Genomic DNA, 14575 nt, shown 5'->3' with positions numbered 1-14575 from the left:
AGATCGACCTCGGGCAGCCCGAGGTCGATCAGTCCTCGAAGACGGACCAGCAGATGTCGTTGCGCCGCGCCTGGTCCTCCAGGACGAGCGACCGGACGCGCGGGTCGAGCTGCTCACGCTGCCAGTCGCGTTCACGCCGCCCGGCATCAGCATCGTCCGGACTCGCGGCGCGCACGGCCTTGATCGCGTAGGCGGCGGCGCCGAGGTCGTGCTCGGGGACGTGCCCCACGCAGGCGGCCTGCCCGGCGGCATACGCGGCGAACCTGGCGGCTCCGCGCAGCGGACGCGCAGCCCCCATCGCGTGCCCGCCGAGCGCGCGGGCGTCCATCATGCGCAGCTCACCGGCAGCCCACGCCCGCGCCGCCTCCACCGCCTCGCGAGGACGCCGGTCCGACGGCTCCTGCCGCTCGAAGAGGTGCAGCACGTGCTCGGCACACATCGCAGCCCACAGCGCCAGCAGCCGGTGGTCGGCGTCCGTGAGACTGCCACCACGGCGGATCGTGACCAGCCGCGGGTCTCGCACGTCGGGGAGGATCACCCGACCAGCGTGCCAGCCCCAGCCGTCGTCACGGCTGCTCGAGGAGCCGCGCGATGGCGGTGTACCCCTTGGACCTGGCGTGCTCGAGAGCGGTGACGCCCTCCTTGTCGCCGACGGAGCGGTCGGCCCCGGCCGCGAGCAGGATGCGGACGATCTCCTGATGGCGCGGGCCGCCGTCGCCGAGGATGACCGCCTCGAGCAGCGCGGTCCAGCCGAGGTCGTTGACGTGGTTGACGTCGATGCCGGTCTTCACGACGCGACGCACGTAGTCGACGTGACCCCGCTCGCTCGCCGGGATGACGGACACGCCGCCGTAACGGTTACGGATCGTGAGGTCCGGACCGGCGGGGAGCAGCGTCTCGAGCATCGCGACGCTGCCGGTCACGCCGGTGACGAGCCACGGGGTGTCGTGCCGGTCGTCGAGCGCGTCGGGGTCCGCACCCATCGCGACGAGCACCCTTGCGGCGTCGACGTGGTCGCCCGTCACCGCGAGGAGCAGGGCGGTGCGCCGCTTCGCGTCCCTGGCCTCGAGGTCGGCACCGGCTCGCAGGGCCGAGGCCACCGCGTCGGCATCGCCACGCTCGGCGGCCGCGAGCAGCGCGGCATCGGGGTCGGCAACGGTCTTGGCGGCGGTCGCCTTCACGAGAACTCCTGCCAGTCGGTCGAACCCGCGCTCGCGGGCCATCTGCAGCGGGGTGAGGCCTTCGCTCCCCGAGGGTCGGGTGAGCTCGACGCCGCCAGCGACGAGGACGCGCAGCGTGTCCACGTAGCTCGTCGTGTCGCGCCCGAGCCACACGGCCTCGTGGATCGCCTGGTAGCCGATCCGGTTGACGTGGTCGCGGTCGATGCCGGCCTGCAGCAGCTCGCCGACGACGAGCCCGTGGCCCCTCTCGGCGGCGCGGATCAGGCCGGTGCCGTTCCAGCTGTCCTTGTCGTCGACCTTCGCGCCGTTCGCGAGGGCGAGCCGCAGCAGGGCGAGCCGCCCCTCGCTCGTTGCCACGAGGTACGCCGACTGCTGGGTCTCGTCCTTGGCGTTGACGTCGGCACCACGGGCGACCAGGGCCTTGGCGCGGGTCACGTCGTTCTCCCACGCGGCGTCGCGCAGATCGGCGTCGAGGCGCGCCTGCTCGGCCGCCGTCGGCTGCGTCGGCTTCGGCCGCGACGGCTGCGCCGGCTTCGAGGGCTCCGTCGGCGCGGCGGACGTGCTCGGCAGGGGCGTCGAGGTCACGGGGCTCGTCTCCGGTGTCGGCGACGGGGAGCAGGCGGCGACCGCGGCGAGGGCGAGGGCCGCCGTCGCGACCCTCGCTCCACGCGTGTGCCGCATACGACTCATCGTGCCACTGGGTCGGTGACGACCTCGTACGGCGGGGTGGCCAGGGTCTCGTCGAACTTGCTGTCCACGAAGAGGATCCGGCCGCGCACCACCTTCGCCGTCGTCAGCACGCGCGTCGGGTCGGTGGCGACCTGCGACACGGGGCGGGCCGTGCGGCCGTCGGACGAGAGCTGCAGCGTCGCGATGGAGCGCGCGAAGTTGCGCACCACGGTGAGGCGCGAGCCCTGGCGGACCAGGCCGTCGGCGTCCGTGAGCGCGATGTCGCCGCTGTCGACGCGGGTCACCGCAGCGCTGGCCAGGTCGAAGCGCCACAGGATGCCGCGGTTGCCCTGGGCGACGACGAGAGCCGAGCGGTCGGCACTGGCGACGATGCCGCCGAGGTTGAAGCCGGCCGCCTGCGTGACGGTGCCGGTCGCGTCGGCCCAGCGGGTCGCCGACCAGCCGTCGCCGCCCAGCGCGACGCGGAAGACCTGCGGGGCGTTGGAGTTCGTGAAGTACGCGGCGCCGTCGGGGCCGATCGCGACGTCGTTGAGGAAGACGTTGTCGCCGGGGGCGCGCAGGGCGGCGAGCAGCTCGCCGTCGGCCGAGTAGACCCAGAGGTCGGGGCGGCCCGTACCGATGCCGTTCGGGCCGCCGGCGATGTAGACGCGGCCCTGCCTGTCCGTCGTGATGCCACGGGCCGTGAAGCGCCCGTCGGTGCCGTCGCCGGCGAGCCACTCCTGCGTCTGCGCGTCGTTCGCCGTGCCGCGGTGGATCTCGCCGCCGGTGACCTCGCTGACGTAGAAGACGCCACGGCGCTCGTCGGCGCCAATCCCCTCGAACTTCGAGCCTCCGGCGTCGCCGTGCAGCTCGTAGACCGAAGGCCGCCCGGAGGCGGAGGCGGTCGGGCCGGCGACGAGCGGGAGCGTGGCGGCCACGGCGAGGGCGGCGAGTCCGGCGATGGTGCGCTTCATGGTGGTCTCCGGTGGTCGGGGGTGTCGATGCTCGGTTCCCCTCCACTGTCGCCTCGCGTGGCACGCGTCCGCGTCGGGCGACCGGCCACACCCGGATAGCCGATCGGATGATGCCGCCGCGCCCCGTCCGTGCCTACGCTGCCCTCGTGCAGGAGGGCATCCTCGCCCCGGTGGCACGCCTCGACCGCTGGCTCGACGGCGTGCTGCTCGTGCTGCTCGTGACGTGCTCGATGCGCTACCTGCTGCGGCACGACCTCGACGTGACGGCGGCGCTCATCCTCTGCGGCGCGGTCGTGCTCGGCGTCGCCTACTCCACGCGTCGCCTCGTCGCCGACCGCGAGGCGTGGCCGACGGTGTGGGTCGGCGTCGTGGTCGTGCTGTGGGTGGCACTCACGCTCGTGGCCCCCTCGTTCGCGTGGACGGCCGTGCCCGTGGCGTTCGCCGTGCTCCAGGTGCTCCCGTTCGCGTATGCCGTCACGGTCGTCGTCATGATGACCGCGGTGGTGAGCGTGGCGTGGAGCCGCATCACCGACGACCTCGACCCGACGGTGTTCGTCGGCCCGGTGGGCATCGCCCTCGTGACGGTGCTGTCGTACCGCGCGCTCGAGCGGGAGGCGCGCACCCGCCAGGCCCTCATCGACGAGCTGACGGAGGCTCAAGCCGATCTCGCTGCGGCCCAGAGACGTTCGGGCGCCCTCGCCGAGCGGACGCGCCTGTCGAGGGAGATCCACGACTCGGTCGGCCAGGGCCTGTCGAGCATCACGCTCCTGCTCGGCGCCGCGGAGCAGGACTGGGACCGTCGACCGGCGACGGCCCGCGAGCACGTGGCCGCCGCCGGCAGCGCTGCTCGCGAGGGGCTCGACGAGGTGCGCCAGATCGTGCGTGACCTCGCACCCGCCGGCCTCGAGGACGACCGGACGGGTGAGGCCCTGCCGGCCGCGCTGCGACGCGTCGCGGCCACCGGCGCGCACGGCGTGGACGTGCAGGTGCGGGTGCACGGCGAACCCGCCGGCGTCCCGGCGGCGGTCGCCAGCGCGCTCGTGCGGTCCGCGCGCGGCGCCCTGGCCAACGTCGTCGAGCACGCGTCCGCCCGCCGCGCCGTCGTCAGCCTCACCTACCTCTCCGACGAGGTGCTCCTCGACGTGCGCGACGACGGCAACGGCTTCGACGTCACGCTTCTCGACCGACCGGCGCCGCGCGGCGACCGCGGGAGGGGCCTCGACGGCATACGCCATCGGGCCGCCGACCTCGGCGGTAGCGCGGACGTCGAGAGCGCGCCCGGTGAGGGCACGACGGTGTCGGTGCGCTTTCCCCTCGACGGTCAGGAGGCCCCGCGTGGGTGACGGCTCCCCGGTCCGGGTGGTCCTCGTCGACGACCACCCCGTGGTTCGCGCCGGTCTGCGGGCGCTCGTCGACGGCCAGGACGGCATCGAGGTGGTCGGCGAGGCGAGCGACCTCGCGAGCGCCGAGGAGGTCGTCGACGCCACCAGGCCCGACGTGGTCCTCATGGACCTCAACCTCGGCGACGGCCCGGGTGGCGTCGAGGTGACGGCGCGGCTGCGCGGCCTGCCCGGCCCGCCCAACGTGCTCGTGCTGACGACGTACGACACGGAGGCCGACATCCTCCGGGCTCTCGACGCCGGTGCGGTCGGCTACCTGCTCAAGGACGCGCCACCCGACCAGCTCTTCGCCGGCATCCGCGCCACGGCCCGCGGCGAGACCGTGCTCGCGCCCTCCGTGGCGGCCCGGCTGGTGCGGCGCACGGCCGCACCGGGACCGGTCGTGACCGAGCGCGAGGTCGAGGTGCTCGAGCTGCTGTCGCGGGGACTCGGCAACCGCGAGATGGCCCGGGAGCTGCTCGTGTCGGAGGCGACCGTGAAGTCGCACCTGTCGCACATCTACACCAAGCTCGGCGTCGACACCCGTGCCGGCGCCGTCGCCGCCGCGATCGAACGACGGATCATCCGGTCCGGCGCCTGACGCAGGCGTGCGCCCCGCCCGGGAACCGGGGGGACGCACGACCTGTGGGAGGCAGAGGGTCAGAGGCGCATCGAGGCGCCGACCTTCTCGGTGTGCTCGGTGACCTCGTCGGAGCCGCGGTCGACCGGCTTGACGGGCTCGACGACCTCGGCGGGGTCGACGGCCTCGACCGGCTCGTCGACCGGCTCGGTCTGCACCATCTCGCCCACGCCCTCACCGGGCGCCGTCTCCTGGACGGTGAGCGAGAAGTCGTCGCCGTGCTCGCTGACGCCCGCGACGACGGCGTGCTCGACGGCCGCGACGGCATACTGCCGGCGGACGACCTGCGGGTCGCGCGCCAGGTCCTTCACGAGTGACACGGCGAGCCCGACCATGATCACCAGGAAGGGCAGGGCCGCGACGATCGTGACGTTCTGCAGGCCCGAGAGCGCGTCCTCACCGCCGATGAGCAGCATGATCGCGGCGACCGCACCGGTCGCGGCCCCCCAGAAGACGACGGTCTTCTTCGACGGCTCGAGCGTGCCCTTCTCCGAGAGCGTGCCCATGACGATCGACGCGGCGTCGGCACCGGACACGAAGAAGATCGCGACGAGCACCATGACGACGATCGCGGTGACGGTCGGCCACGGAAGGTGGCCGAGCATCGCGAAGAGCGAGCCCTCGGGCGTGGACTGCCCGGCGATGTCCTGGCCGTTCTGCTGCTGCTTGATGCCCGCGCCCCCGAAGATGGCGAACCAGATCAGGGAGACGACGGACGGCACGAGCAGCACGCCGGAGACGAACTGGCGGATGGTGCGGCCGCGCGAGATGCGGGCGATGAACATGCCCACGAACGGCGTCCAGCTGACCCACCAGGCCCAGTAGAAGATCGTCCAGCCGGCGAGCCAGTCCTTCATGCCGTCGCCGCCCGCGGCGTCGGTGCGGGCCGACATCATCGCGAGGTCCTTGAGGTAGGAGCCGATGGTCGTCGGGACGAGGTTGAGGATGAAGATCGTCGGGCCGACGACGAAGACGAAGAACGCCAGGGCGAGGGCGAGCACCATGTTGATGTTCGAGAGCCACTGGATGCCCTTCTCGATGCCGCTGACGGCCGAGAGGATGAAGCAGATCGTCAGCACGACGATGATGCCGATGAGCACGCCGTTGCCGACCTTGCCGATGCCGCCGACGATCTCGAGACCGGAGCCGATCTGCAGGGCGCCGAGGCCGAGCGAGGTGGCCGAGCCGAAGAGCGTCGCGAAGATCGCGAAGATGTCGATGACCTTGCCGGCCCTGCCGTTGGCGCGCTTCTCGCCGAAGAGCGGCGCGAAGGCCGAGCTGATGAGCAGCGAGCGGCCCTTGCGGAACACTCCGTACGCCACGGCGAGGCCGACGACGGCGTAGATCGCCCACGGGTGCAGCGACCAGTGGAACATCGTCGTGGCCATCGCGGTCTGGACGGCCTCGGGGTTGCCCGCAGCGCCCGTGCCGGGCGGCGGCTTCACGAGGTGCGTGAGCGGCTCGGTGACGCCGTAGAACATCAGGCCGATGCCCATGCCGGCGGAGAACATCATCGCGACCCACGACGACGTGCGGAACTCGGGAGCCTCGCCGTCACCGCCGAGCGGGATGTTGCCGTACTTGCTGGCCGCGAGCCAGATGACGAAGGCGACGAAGCCGGAAGCGACGAGCGAGAACAGCCAGCCCGTGTTGTGCACGACGAAGTCGAGGCCGTTCGAGGCGCTCGTGCTGAGGCTCTCGGTGCCGAGCGCGCCCCAGAGCACGAAGCCGATGGCGACGGCCGCGGCGACACCAAAGACGGTCTTGTCGACCTTGGAGGGCGCTGCCTCCTCGTGGTTCACCGGTGGCGGCTCGAGGGCCGGGTGCAGCACCTCGTCGGAAGTCTTGGTCAGTTCACTCATGCATCATGACGGCGCCCCGACGAAGGGCGCCGTCTTCTCCTCACGTTGCGTGTCACAGATGTCTCGTAGAACCCTCAACTGTGCCGGTCGGTTTCGCGCATGGCAAAACGAAAGCCGTTGAACAACGGCCGGAACACGGCAGTCGTTCCCGAAAAACTCTGTGGCACATAGGTTCCCGCGCGTGCCAACCGGGCCACGTGAGATGGGACACGACAGGCACGAAGCAGCACGACCCGGCATACCGAGTCGGTGTGCCGGGTCGTGCCGTTCGTTCAGGTCGTGCGCGTCGAGTTCGTCGCTCTCAGCGGCTGCCGACGAGCTGCGGCTCGCGCTGCGGGCCGTCGGCGTCGACGGGCACCGGCTGGTGGTCGGCGTCGAGCATGCTCGCCTCGTCGAAGCGGTCCTCGCCGGCCAGCACGCGTGCGGCCTTGCCGCGGTCGATCTCGCCGACCCAGGTGCCGATGATGACCGTGGCGATGGCGTTGCCAGCGAAGTTCGTCAGGGCGCGCGCCTCGCTCATGAGGCGGTCGATGCCGACGATGATGCCGACGCCGGGCACGAGGTCGGGGCGGTGCGACTGCAGGCCGCCGGCGAGGGTGGCGAGGCCCGCGCCGCTGACGCCCGCGGCGCCCTTGCTGGCGATGATCATGAAGACGAGGAGGCCGATCTGCTGGCCGATGCTGAACGGCTTGTCCATGGCCTCGGCGATGAAGAGGCTCGCCATCGTCAGGTAGATCGCGGTGCCGTCGAGGTTGAAGGAGTAGCCGGTCGGCACCGTGATGCCGACGACCGGGCGAGAGACGCCGAGGTGCTCCATCTTCGCGATGAGGCGCGGCAGGGCCGACTCCGACGACGAGGTCGACAGGATGAGGAGGAACTCGCGGGCGAGGTAGCGCAGCAGCGAGAAGACGTTCATGCCGGTCGTCAGCTTGAGGATGGCTCCGAGGAAGACGAAGACGAACAGCGCGCAGGTGACGTAGAAGGCGAACATCAGCAGACCGAGGCTCTTGAGCGAGCCGAGGCCGGTGGCGCCGACGAGGGCGGCCATGGCGCCGAAGGCGCCGATGGGGGCGGCCCACATGACCATGGCCATGAGACGGAAGACGAGCCGCTCGAGGTGCTTGATGCCGCCGAGGATCGGCTCGCCGGCCTTGCCCATCTTCTGGAGCGCGAAGCCGACGAGGAGGGCGATGAGCAGCGCCTGGAGCACCGAGCCGGACGTCAGGGCCGAGACGAGCGTGTCGGGGATGAGGCCGAGCAGGAAGTCGACGGTGGTGACCGCCTCCTTGCCGACCTGCTCCTTGCCGGAAGCGGCCATCTCGGCCGTGAGGTTGAGGCCCGCACCGGGCTTGACGATGTTGCCGACGACCAGGCCGATGGCGAGCGCGACCGTGGACATCGTGATGAAGTAGCCGAGCGCGAGGCCGCCGACCTTGCCGACCTGGGCTGCGCGGCGGACCGAGCCGATGCCGAGGACGATCGTGCAGAAGATGATCGGCGTGATCATCATCTTGATGAGGTTGACGAAGCCGGTGCCGAGCGGCTTGAGGCTCTTGCCGAACTCGGGGAACAGCGCCCCGACGGCGATGCCGGCGACCATCGCCACGATGACGGCGATGTAGAGGAGATGGGTGCGGTCGCGCTTGGGGGTCGGGCCCGGCTGGGCGTCGACGGCGCTGTCGGCGGTGGAACTCACGGTGACCTCCGTTGGCTGGGTCCGTGCGGGGGCACAGGACCGGTGAATGTGTCGAGGCTGCCGTGGCCAGTGACTAGGGTCACGATTGTGTTCATTGAGTTCTCGCGGCCGGACGTGTGCCGTTGAGCTCGCCTCCCAGATCCCTTACCCGCGTGCTGGGTGCACCCGGTCGCTGGAGCGTCGCCGGGCAGACCTTCGCGCTGCAGGTGATCGTCGCCGTGCTCGTCGTCGCAGCCGGGCTCGCGGGCGCGTTCGTGCAGGCGCAGCGGGCGGGCGACCAGGAGGCCCTGGCTCGCGCCCTTGCGGTCGCGCGCACGATGGCGGCCACCCCCGACGTCGTCTCCGCGGTGCAGGGGCCCGACCCGACCGCCCTGCTCCAGCCGTACGCGCTGCGCGTGCAGCAGGAGTCGCAGACCGACTTCGTCGTCGTCATGAGCCGCGACGCCATCCGGTGGACCCACCCGGACCCCGCGCAGATCGGCAGGAGGTTCATCGGTCACACCGAAGCCGCCCTGGCGGGCGGCGTCGTCGAGGAGGACTACACGGGCACGCTCGGGCCGTCGACGCGTGTCGTCGTGCCGGTCACCGACCGGGGCAGGGTCGTCGCGCTCGTGTCGGTCGGCATCCGCAAGTCGGCCGTCGGTGAGCGGGTGCGTGCCCAGCTGCCCGGCCTGCTGCTCGCCGGGGTCGTCGCCGCGGCACTGTCGGGTCTCGGCACCGCGCTCGTCGCGCGCCGCATCCGTCGCCAGACCCACGGCCTCGGCGAGAGACAGCTGCGCGAGATGTACGAGTACTACGACGCCGTGCTCCATGCCGTCACGGAGGGGCTCATCATCACCGACCTCGACGGACGTCTCCGGCTGGCCAACGACGAGGCCACGAGACTGCTGTCGCTTCCGGCCGACGCCGTCGGTCGCCCCGTCTCCGAGCTCGGCCTCGCCGCCCCGCTCGCGGCCGCGCTGACCGACGACGCCCCCCACGAGGACGAGCTGCACGTCACCCAGGCCCGCGTGCTCGTGCTCAACCGCGGCCCCGCCCGCTGGAAGGGGCGCCTGCTCGGGCACGTCGCGACGCTGCGCGACCGCACCGACCTCGAGGCCCTCACCGGCGAGCTCGACTCGGCGCGCGGCCTCACCGAGGCGCTGCGCTCGCAGGCGCACGAGTCGGCCAACCGGCTGCACACCATCGTCAGCCTCATCGAGCTCGGCCACACCGACCGGGCCATCGCCTTCGCCACCGAAGAGCTGCAGGTGTCACAGCTGCTCACCGACCGCGTCGTCGGCGCCGTGGACGAACCTGCCTTGACTGCAGTGCTGCTCGGCAAGGCGGCCGAGGCGCACGAGCGCGGCATCGCCTTCGGCATCGAGCCCGGGGCGCACTGGCCGCGAGACGTGGCACCCACGCGCGACGTCGTGACGATCGTCGGCAACCTCATCGACAACGCGCTCGACGCGGTGGGCGGCGACACGGGATCGCCGCGACCCGAGCGGAACGTCACGTTCGACTCGTGGGTCGAGGACGCGTACGCCGTCCTCGAGGTCTCTGACGACGGGCCGGGCCTGCCGCCGGGCGGGGTCGAGGACGCCTTCCGGCGCGGCTGGTCGACGAAGGACCAGGGCAGCGCCGGGCGACGGGGCATCGGGCTCGCCCTGGTGAGCCAGACCGTCGAGCGCCTCGGCGGCGCCCTCGAGGTGCAGGGGCTGCCGGGAGCCACGTTCACGGTGCGCCTGCCCCTCGCGCGGGACGAGGGGAACGGCCACGGCAGAGGTGGCCACGATGGGTGACGACGAGCTGCTGCGCGTGCTCGTCGTCGAGGACGAGCCGATCGCGGCCGAGGCACACACGGCCTACGTCGGACGGGTCCCCGGTTTCGAGGTCGTCGCCACGGTAGGCACATCCCAGGCGGCGCTGAAAGCACTGCAGGACAAGCCGATCGACGTCGTGCTGCTCGACATGAACCTGCCCGACCGACATGGCCTCGACGTCGTGCGGGCGATGCGGGCAGCCGGCCACCGGGCCGACGTCATCGCGGTGACGTCGGCGCGCGACCTCGGCATCGTGCGGGCGGCCGTGTCGCTGGGCATCGTCCAGTACCTGCTCAAGCCCTTCGTCTTCGCGACGCTGCGCGACCGGCTGCTCGCCTACCGGGCCTACCGGGAGCAGGTGTCGAGCGGCTCGGAGCTCGGCACGCAGGCCGAGGTCGACGAGGTCTTCGCCGGAGCGCGCGTCGCCACCGAGACGCGCCTGCCGAAGGGGATGGGCGAGGAGCTGCTCGCGCGGGTCTCGCAGGCGCTGCGCGACGCCGACGGCGGGCGCTCTGCGACCGAGCTCGCCGAGGCGCTCGGCGTCAGCCGGGTGACGGCGCGCCGCTATGCCGAGCACCTCTGCGAGACCAGGGTGGCTGTGCGCCGGTCGAGGTATGCCGGGGCGGGCCGTCCCGAGGTCGAGTACCTCTGGGCGCGCTGACGTCACACGCTCCCGCGCTCACAGGGAATGTCCAGCAGCCCCTCGGGCAGGAGCCGGTGAGCGTGCAGGAAGGTCGCAGCCGACGACCAGCCTGCCGTCATCGTCGCCTGGTCTCCTGATGTCATGGAGTTGGGCCTGACGGACCAGGGGCTGCCGGTCCTGCTCGGCGTCCTCGCCGTCGTCGTCTTCGTCGTCGTCGCGGCGGGCTGGCCGCACCCGCGCCGCAGGGCCGTGCGGGTCGCGGTGCGGGCCGGGCAGACCGTGGTGCTCAACGCGCTCGTGCTGCTGCTCGCCGGCGTCCTCCTCAACGACCAGTACCTCTTCTACGTGTCGTGGGCCGACCTCTTCGGATCGGGCGCCGACCAGGTGGGCCACGTCGTCACCGCCGGCGATCCGCACGCGGGCGGCACCGTGCGCCTACGCAACGCGCTCCACGGCTCGGCGGTCCTCCCACCACTCCCGAGCCCGGGTCAGCGCGTGCAGACCTACACGATGACCGGCGGGCGCTCTGGTCTGACCGGGCAGGTGATCGTCCTGCTGCCCAAGGGCTACGACCCCGCGAAGGCCACGACCTACCCCGTCATCGAGTCGCTGTCGGGCTACCCCGGCACGCCGCGCTCCAACTTCCACGGCTTCGCACTCGACACGACGTTCCAGGACCTCGTCGACCGGCACACCGTGCGAGCCCCGATCATCGTGATGCCCCAGATCAACACTCCCAACTCGCTCGACACCGAGTGCGTCAACGCGCCCGGGCGCACGGGCCTGCAGACCGAGACGTGGCTGGCGCAGGACGTGCCGCTCTGGACCGCCGCCCACTTCAGGGTGGCCGTCCAGCGCACGTCGTGGGCCGCGATGGGCTTCTCGTACGGCGGCTGGTGCGCCGCGATGCTGGCCATGCACCACCCCGAGACCTACGGCGCCGCGATGTCGCTCATGGGCTACTTCCGACCCGAGTTCGGACCCGCCTACGACCCGCTGACCAGGGGCGTCGGCAGCTACGACCTCGCCCACCTGGCCCGCACCGCCCCGCCGCCGGTGTCGCTGTGGCTCATGGCGAGCAAGGACGACCCGACGGCCTACCCCCAGCTCGTGGCGTTCCTCAAGAGCGTGCGGGCCCCGATGTCGGTGACGTCGGTCGTGCTGCGCACCGGGGGTCACCGCGTCGACACGATTCCCCCGGTGCTGCCCGGGATGCTGGCCTGGCTGCGCGGGGCGATGCCCGGCTTCACCCCCTGACGCCGTCGGGCACCGGCACCCGTCGGCCGAGGCGTGCGAGAACCCGCTCCTGACGGTCGGCGCCCTGCGTCGGCGACACGCCCGGACGGCATACGCCCTCGTCGTAGAGGTGGTCGCCGAAGCCGTCGGCCGACTGCTCGACGACGTCGAGCTCACCGTCCGTGAAGCGTTCGTCGAGGCCCGCCGCGGCGGCGACGTCCCACCGGTGGACGAGCAGGTCGAAGCCGTGGAAGTCGACGAGCGACCGGCCGACCGTCGTGGTGCCGAAGACGCCGTCGTACGCGTGGTCGCGCACCTCGGGTCTCGCGAGGAGCTGCTGCACCCGCTCGTCGTGCTGGTGCCACGCCGCAACCGGGTCGCTCGCCACCGTCGGATCCGCACCCGTCGACGCGAGCGCGATGCCGCGCTCGGCGAGGAAGCCGCGCTGGGACGACATGACGTGGTCGAGCACGTCCCGCGCAGTCCAGCCCTCGCAGGGACTCGGGGCGTTCCACGCTGCTGCAGGCAGCCGGTCGACGACGGCGGTGAAGGGCGCGGCTCGGCGCGCGTACGTGGCGGGGATGTCGTTGGAGGTCATGCCGACGACGGTAGGCAGCCCGTCGTCGGTGGGTCTTGATACTTTCCGACACGTGACGACCTCAGCGGGCGCTCCCGGGGGGCGCTCGTCGACGCGGGACGACATCGAGCGCGCCCACCTCGTCGACCCCACCGACCGCACGTGGTCGATCTCGCGCGCCTCCGTGTCACCCGCTCTCGCCGACCTCGCCCGGCGCTTCTGGATCCCGGTCTGGGACGTGCCCGAGGGACACGACTCCGAGCAGCACGTGCTGCAGTACCCCGTCTGCCTCATCGTCGTCTCCGACACGTACGCGCGCTTCTACGGCGTCGTGGCAGGGCTGTCGCGCACCGCTCTCTCGGGCCGCGGCTGGGCGGTCGGGCTCATGCTCCAGCCGGCCGCCGGCCACCTGTTGACCGGAGCGCCGGTGCGCGAGATGACCGACCGCTTCGTCGATCTCTCGACACTCACGACCGTCGACGGCGCGGGCCTGACCGCCGGCATCCGGGACGCCATGACGCCCGACCCGTCATCGCCCGCGGCGCAGGCAGAGGCTCGCGAGCTCGTCGAGGCGACGCTGGCCCGACTGCTACCGGTCGACGAGGAGGGTCTCCTCGTCAACGCCATCATCGAGGACGTCGAGACCTCGCCCGAGCTGCTTCGCGTGGACGACCTGTGCGCGAGGTTCGACATCAGCGAGCGCACACTGCAACGCCTGCTGCACAAGCGGATCGGGCTCGGGCCCAAGTGGCTCATCCGGCGTCGCCGGCTCCAGGAGGCAGCCGACCGGCTGCGTGACTCCGACGCCGAGCTCGCCAGCATCGCAGCGGAGCTCGGCTACGCCGACCAGGCCCACTTCACCCGTGACTTCAGGCTGGCGACCGGTCTGACGCCGGGCGAGTTCGCGGCCCGGTTCCGCTGAGGCGCAAGGGCACTCACTCACGAGCTGCTGCGTGCTCGCCGTCGGCGTAGCGGTCGAAGGCAGCGGCCCAGAGGCGCGCGAACACCAGCCGGCCCAGCGGACCGTGGTGCAGCACGAACAGCATCGGCTTCTGCAGCGGACGCGCCCCGGTGCTCTCCCACCAGGCGTGCGCACGGCTCCCACCGGTCGGGCGCGGCTCAATCGTCAGCGTCCCGCTACCGCCCCCGCCGTAGCTGCTCTCCTCCACCGTCCACCGGACTACCGAGGGATCCGACCAGTCGTAACGACTCACGACCCAGAACGGTGAGCCCGGGCTGCTCTCCCGCGCGACGGCCCAGGTGTCCCCCAGCCCGCGCACCTCGTACGCCTTGGGGTCGAGCGTGCTCCAGATCTGGGGCCGGCGTTCGCTGAAGTCCGTGAAGGCGCGCAGCACCTGCTCGGGCGTGGCCTTGGTCTCGACGTCGAACCGCACCCCGACATTCGAGCACGCCTGTGTCGCAGGGGTCCAGAGCCGCGCGAGGATGGTGGCATGAGCACTCGGGTCACCATCCAGTACTTCGACGGCTGCCCGGGCTGGACGGTCGCTCGCGACAACCTCGCGGCCGCAGCCCGTGAGCTCGGCGTGACGCTGGACCTCTCCGAGCAGCGGGTGGAGACGGTCGAGGACGCAGAGCGACTCGGCTTCGTGGGCTCGCCCACGATTTTGCTCGGCGGCGTCGACCCGTTCCGTCCCCCGGATGCTCGACCCGCGCTCGCCTGCCGGCTGTACCCCACTCCGGAGTGTCCCTCCCCCTCGGTGGCCCAGCTCGTGGCTGCCATCGAGGGCGCGGGGCTGGCCCCAGGGGAATCTCCTCACTGAGACTTCACCAATTCCATTGATACGCATGGGATTTGCCGTGGACAACCCTTTCCCGATGATTCGAACACCTGTTCTGCATATCTGCTTAGGTGAAGTCCGGTATGCCGGTTTCTGGCTTGAGCAGTTCTTTGA

The 14575-nt window shown here is 71.7% G+C and carries 14 protein-coding genes; 7 read left to right on the top strand and 7 right to left on the bottom strand.

From position 1 onward, the window contains the following. Positions 1–28: 28 nt before the first annotated feature. From ACYVNR_RS02805 to ACYVNR_RS02795, 3 genes are read right to left on the bottom strand one after another with little or no spacing between them, the layout of a single operon-like run. On the bottom strand, positions 29–538 hold the full coding sequence (locus ACYVNR_RS02805; protein WP_045188668.1) for a putative immunity protein: 510 nt from the start codon (positions 536–538) through the stop codon (positions 29–31). Positions 539–566: 28 nt separating this feature from the next. Beyond that, entirely contained in the window at positions 567–1862 is a 1296-nt protein-coding gene (locus tag ACYVNR_RS02800) for an ankyrin repeat domain-containing protein (RefSeq protein WP_045188666.1), read from the bottom strand. A 5-nt stretch (positions 1863–1867) separates the two neighbouring features. Next, on the bottom strand, positions 1868–2824 hold the full coding sequence (locus ACYVNR_RS02795) for an SMP-30/gluconolactonase/LRE family protein (protein WP_045188663.1): 957 nt from the start codon (positions 2822–2824) through the stop codon (positions 1868–1870). A 146-nt stretch (positions 2825–2970) separates the two neighbouring features. Here ACYVNR_RS02795 and ACYVNR_RS02790 point away from each other — a divergent pair, with 146 nt between their 5' ends. After that, complete coding sequence (locus ACYVNR_RS02790; RefSeq protein WP_461046432.1) at positions 2971–4167, top strand: sensor histidine kinase; 1197 nt, start codon at positions 2971–2973, stop codon at positions 4165–4167. Then, complete coding sequence (locus ACYVNR_RS02785; RefSeq protein WP_045188661.1) at positions 4160–4804, top strand: response regulator; 645 nt, start codon at positions 4160–4162, stop codon at positions 4802–4804. Before ACYVNR_RS02790 ends, ACYVNR_RS02785 begins: the two co-directional genes overlap by 8 nt. A gap of 59 nt (positions 4805–4863) precedes the next feature. Here ACYVNR_RS02785 and ACYVNR_RS02780 read toward each other — a convergent pair whose 3' ends face one another. Both ACYVNR_RS02780 and ACYVNR_RS02775 read right to left on the bottom strand, forming a co-directional pair. Continuing rightward, positions 4864–6705 (bottom strand): BCCT family transporter, encoded by a 1842-nt coding sequence (locus ACYVNR_RS02780; RefSeq protein WP_458803451.1) that lies wholly within the window; start codon positions 6703–6705, stop codon positions 4864–4866. A gap of 301 nt (positions 6706–7006) precedes the next feature. Then, positions 7007–8401: a cation:dicarboxylate symporter family transporter gene (locus ACYVNR_RS02775; RefSeq protein ID WP_082080735.1), complete on the bottom strand. Its 1395-nt coding sequence runs from the start codon at positions 8399–8401 to the stop codon at positions 7007–7009. A gap of 152 nt (positions 8402–8553) precedes the next feature. Between ACYVNR_RS02775 and ACYVNR_RS02770 the strand changes: the two genes are divergently transcribed. The 3 genes from ACYVNR_RS02770 to ACYVNR_RS02760 all read left to right on the top strand — a co-directional run bounded on the left by ACYVNR_RS02770 (position 8554) and on the right by ACYVNR_RS02760 (position 12106). Continuing rightward, positions 8554–10185, top strand: coding sequence for a sensor histidine kinase (locus ACYVNR_RS02770; RefSeq protein WP_461046429.1), 1632 nt, complete (start codon positions 8554–8556; stop codon positions 10183–10185). Next, on the top strand, positions 10178–10867 hold the full coding sequence (locus ACYVNR_RS02765; RefSeq protein ID WP_045188703.1) for a response regulator: 690 nt from the start codon (positions 10178–10180) through the stop codon (positions 10865–10867). Before ACYVNR_RS02770 ends, ACYVNR_RS02765 begins: the two co-directional genes overlap by 8 nt. A gap of 123 nt (positions 10868–10990) precedes the next feature. Continuing rightward, positions 10991–12106: an alpha/beta hydrolase gene (locus ACYVNR_RS02760; protein ID WP_045188657.1), complete on the top strand. Its 1116-nt coding sequence runs from the start codon at positions 10991–10993 to the stop codon at positions 12104–12106. Here ACYVNR_RS02760 and ACYVNR_RS02755 read toward each other — a convergent pair. Next, complete coding sequence (locus ACYVNR_RS02755) at positions 12096–12683, bottom strand: TIGR03086 family metal-binding protein (protein WP_045188655.1); 588 nt, start codon at positions 12681–12683, stop codon at positions 12096–12098. The two genes, ACYVNR_RS02760 and ACYVNR_RS02755, sit on opposite strands and share 11 nt — an antisense overlap. Before the next feature lie 52 nt (positions 12684–12735). On the opposite strand from ACYVNR_RS02755, the gene ACYVNR_RS02750 reads away from it, so the two are divergent. Next, on the top strand, positions 12736–13584 hold the full coding sequence (locus ACYVNR_RS02750; protein WP_045188653.1) for a helix-turn-helix domain-containing protein: 849 nt from the start codon (positions 12736–12738) through the stop codon (positions 13582–13584). Between the two features lie 13 nt (positions 13585–13597). Here ACYVNR_RS02750 and ACYVNR_RS02745 read toward each other — a convergent pair whose 3' ends face one another. Beyond that, on the bottom strand, positions 13598–14056 hold the full coding sequence (locus tag ACYVNR_RS02745) for an SRPBCC family protein (RefSeq protein WP_052677103.1): 459 nt from the start codon (positions 14054–14056) through the stop codon (positions 13598–13600). A 57-nt stretch (positions 14057–14113) separates the two neighbouring features. Between ACYVNR_RS02745 and ACYVNR_RS02740 the strand changes: the two genes are divergently transcribed. Further along, positions 14114–14443 carry a thioredoxin family protein gene (locus tag ACYVNR_RS02740; protein ID WP_461046426.1) on the top strand — a complete coding sequence of 110 codons (330 nt, stop codon included), beginning with the start codon at positions 14114–14116 and terminating at the stop codon, positions 14441–14443. Positions 14444–14575 lie beyond the last annotated feature (132 nt).

The sequence above is a fragment of the Terrabacter koreensis genome (assembly GCF_054783315.1).
The sequence above is the reverse complement of the archived record's forward strand: the minus strand, read 5'-3'. Positions and strand labels throughout refer to the sequence as shown.

Excerpts from the sequence above, each read along its gene's own strand:
- ACYVNR_RS02795 (WP_045188663.1), bottom strand. The coding sequence starts at position 2,824 with ATGAAGCGCACCATCGCCGGACTCGCCGCCCTCGCCGTGGCCGCCACG.
- ACYVNR_RS02765 (WP_045188703.1), top strand. The coding sequence starts at position 10,178 with ATGGGTGACGACGAGCTGCTGCGCGTGCTCGTCGTCGAGGACGAGCCG.
- ACYVNR_RS02800 (WP_045188666.1), bottom strand. The coding sequence starts at position 1,862 with ATGCGGCACACGCGTGGAGCGAGGGTCGCGACGGCGGCCCTCGCCCTC.
- ACYVNR_RS02755 (WP_045188655.1), bottom strand. The coding sequence starts at position 12,683 with ATGACCTCCAACGACATCCCCGCCACGTACGCGCGCCGAGCCGCGCCC.
- ACYVNR_RS02780 (WP_458803451.1), bottom strand. The coding sequence starts at position 6,705 with ATGAGTGAACTGACCAAGACTTCCGACGAGGTGCTGCACCCGGCCCTC.
- ACYVNR_RS02760 (WP_045188657.1), top strand. The coding sequence starts at position 10,991 with ATGGAGTTGGGCCTGACGGACCAGGGGCTGCCGGTCCTGCTCGGCGTC.
- ACYVNR_RS02740 (WP_461046426.1), top strand. The coding sequence starts at position 14,114 with ATGAGCACTCGGGTCACCATCCAGTACTTCGACGGCTGCCCGGGCTGG.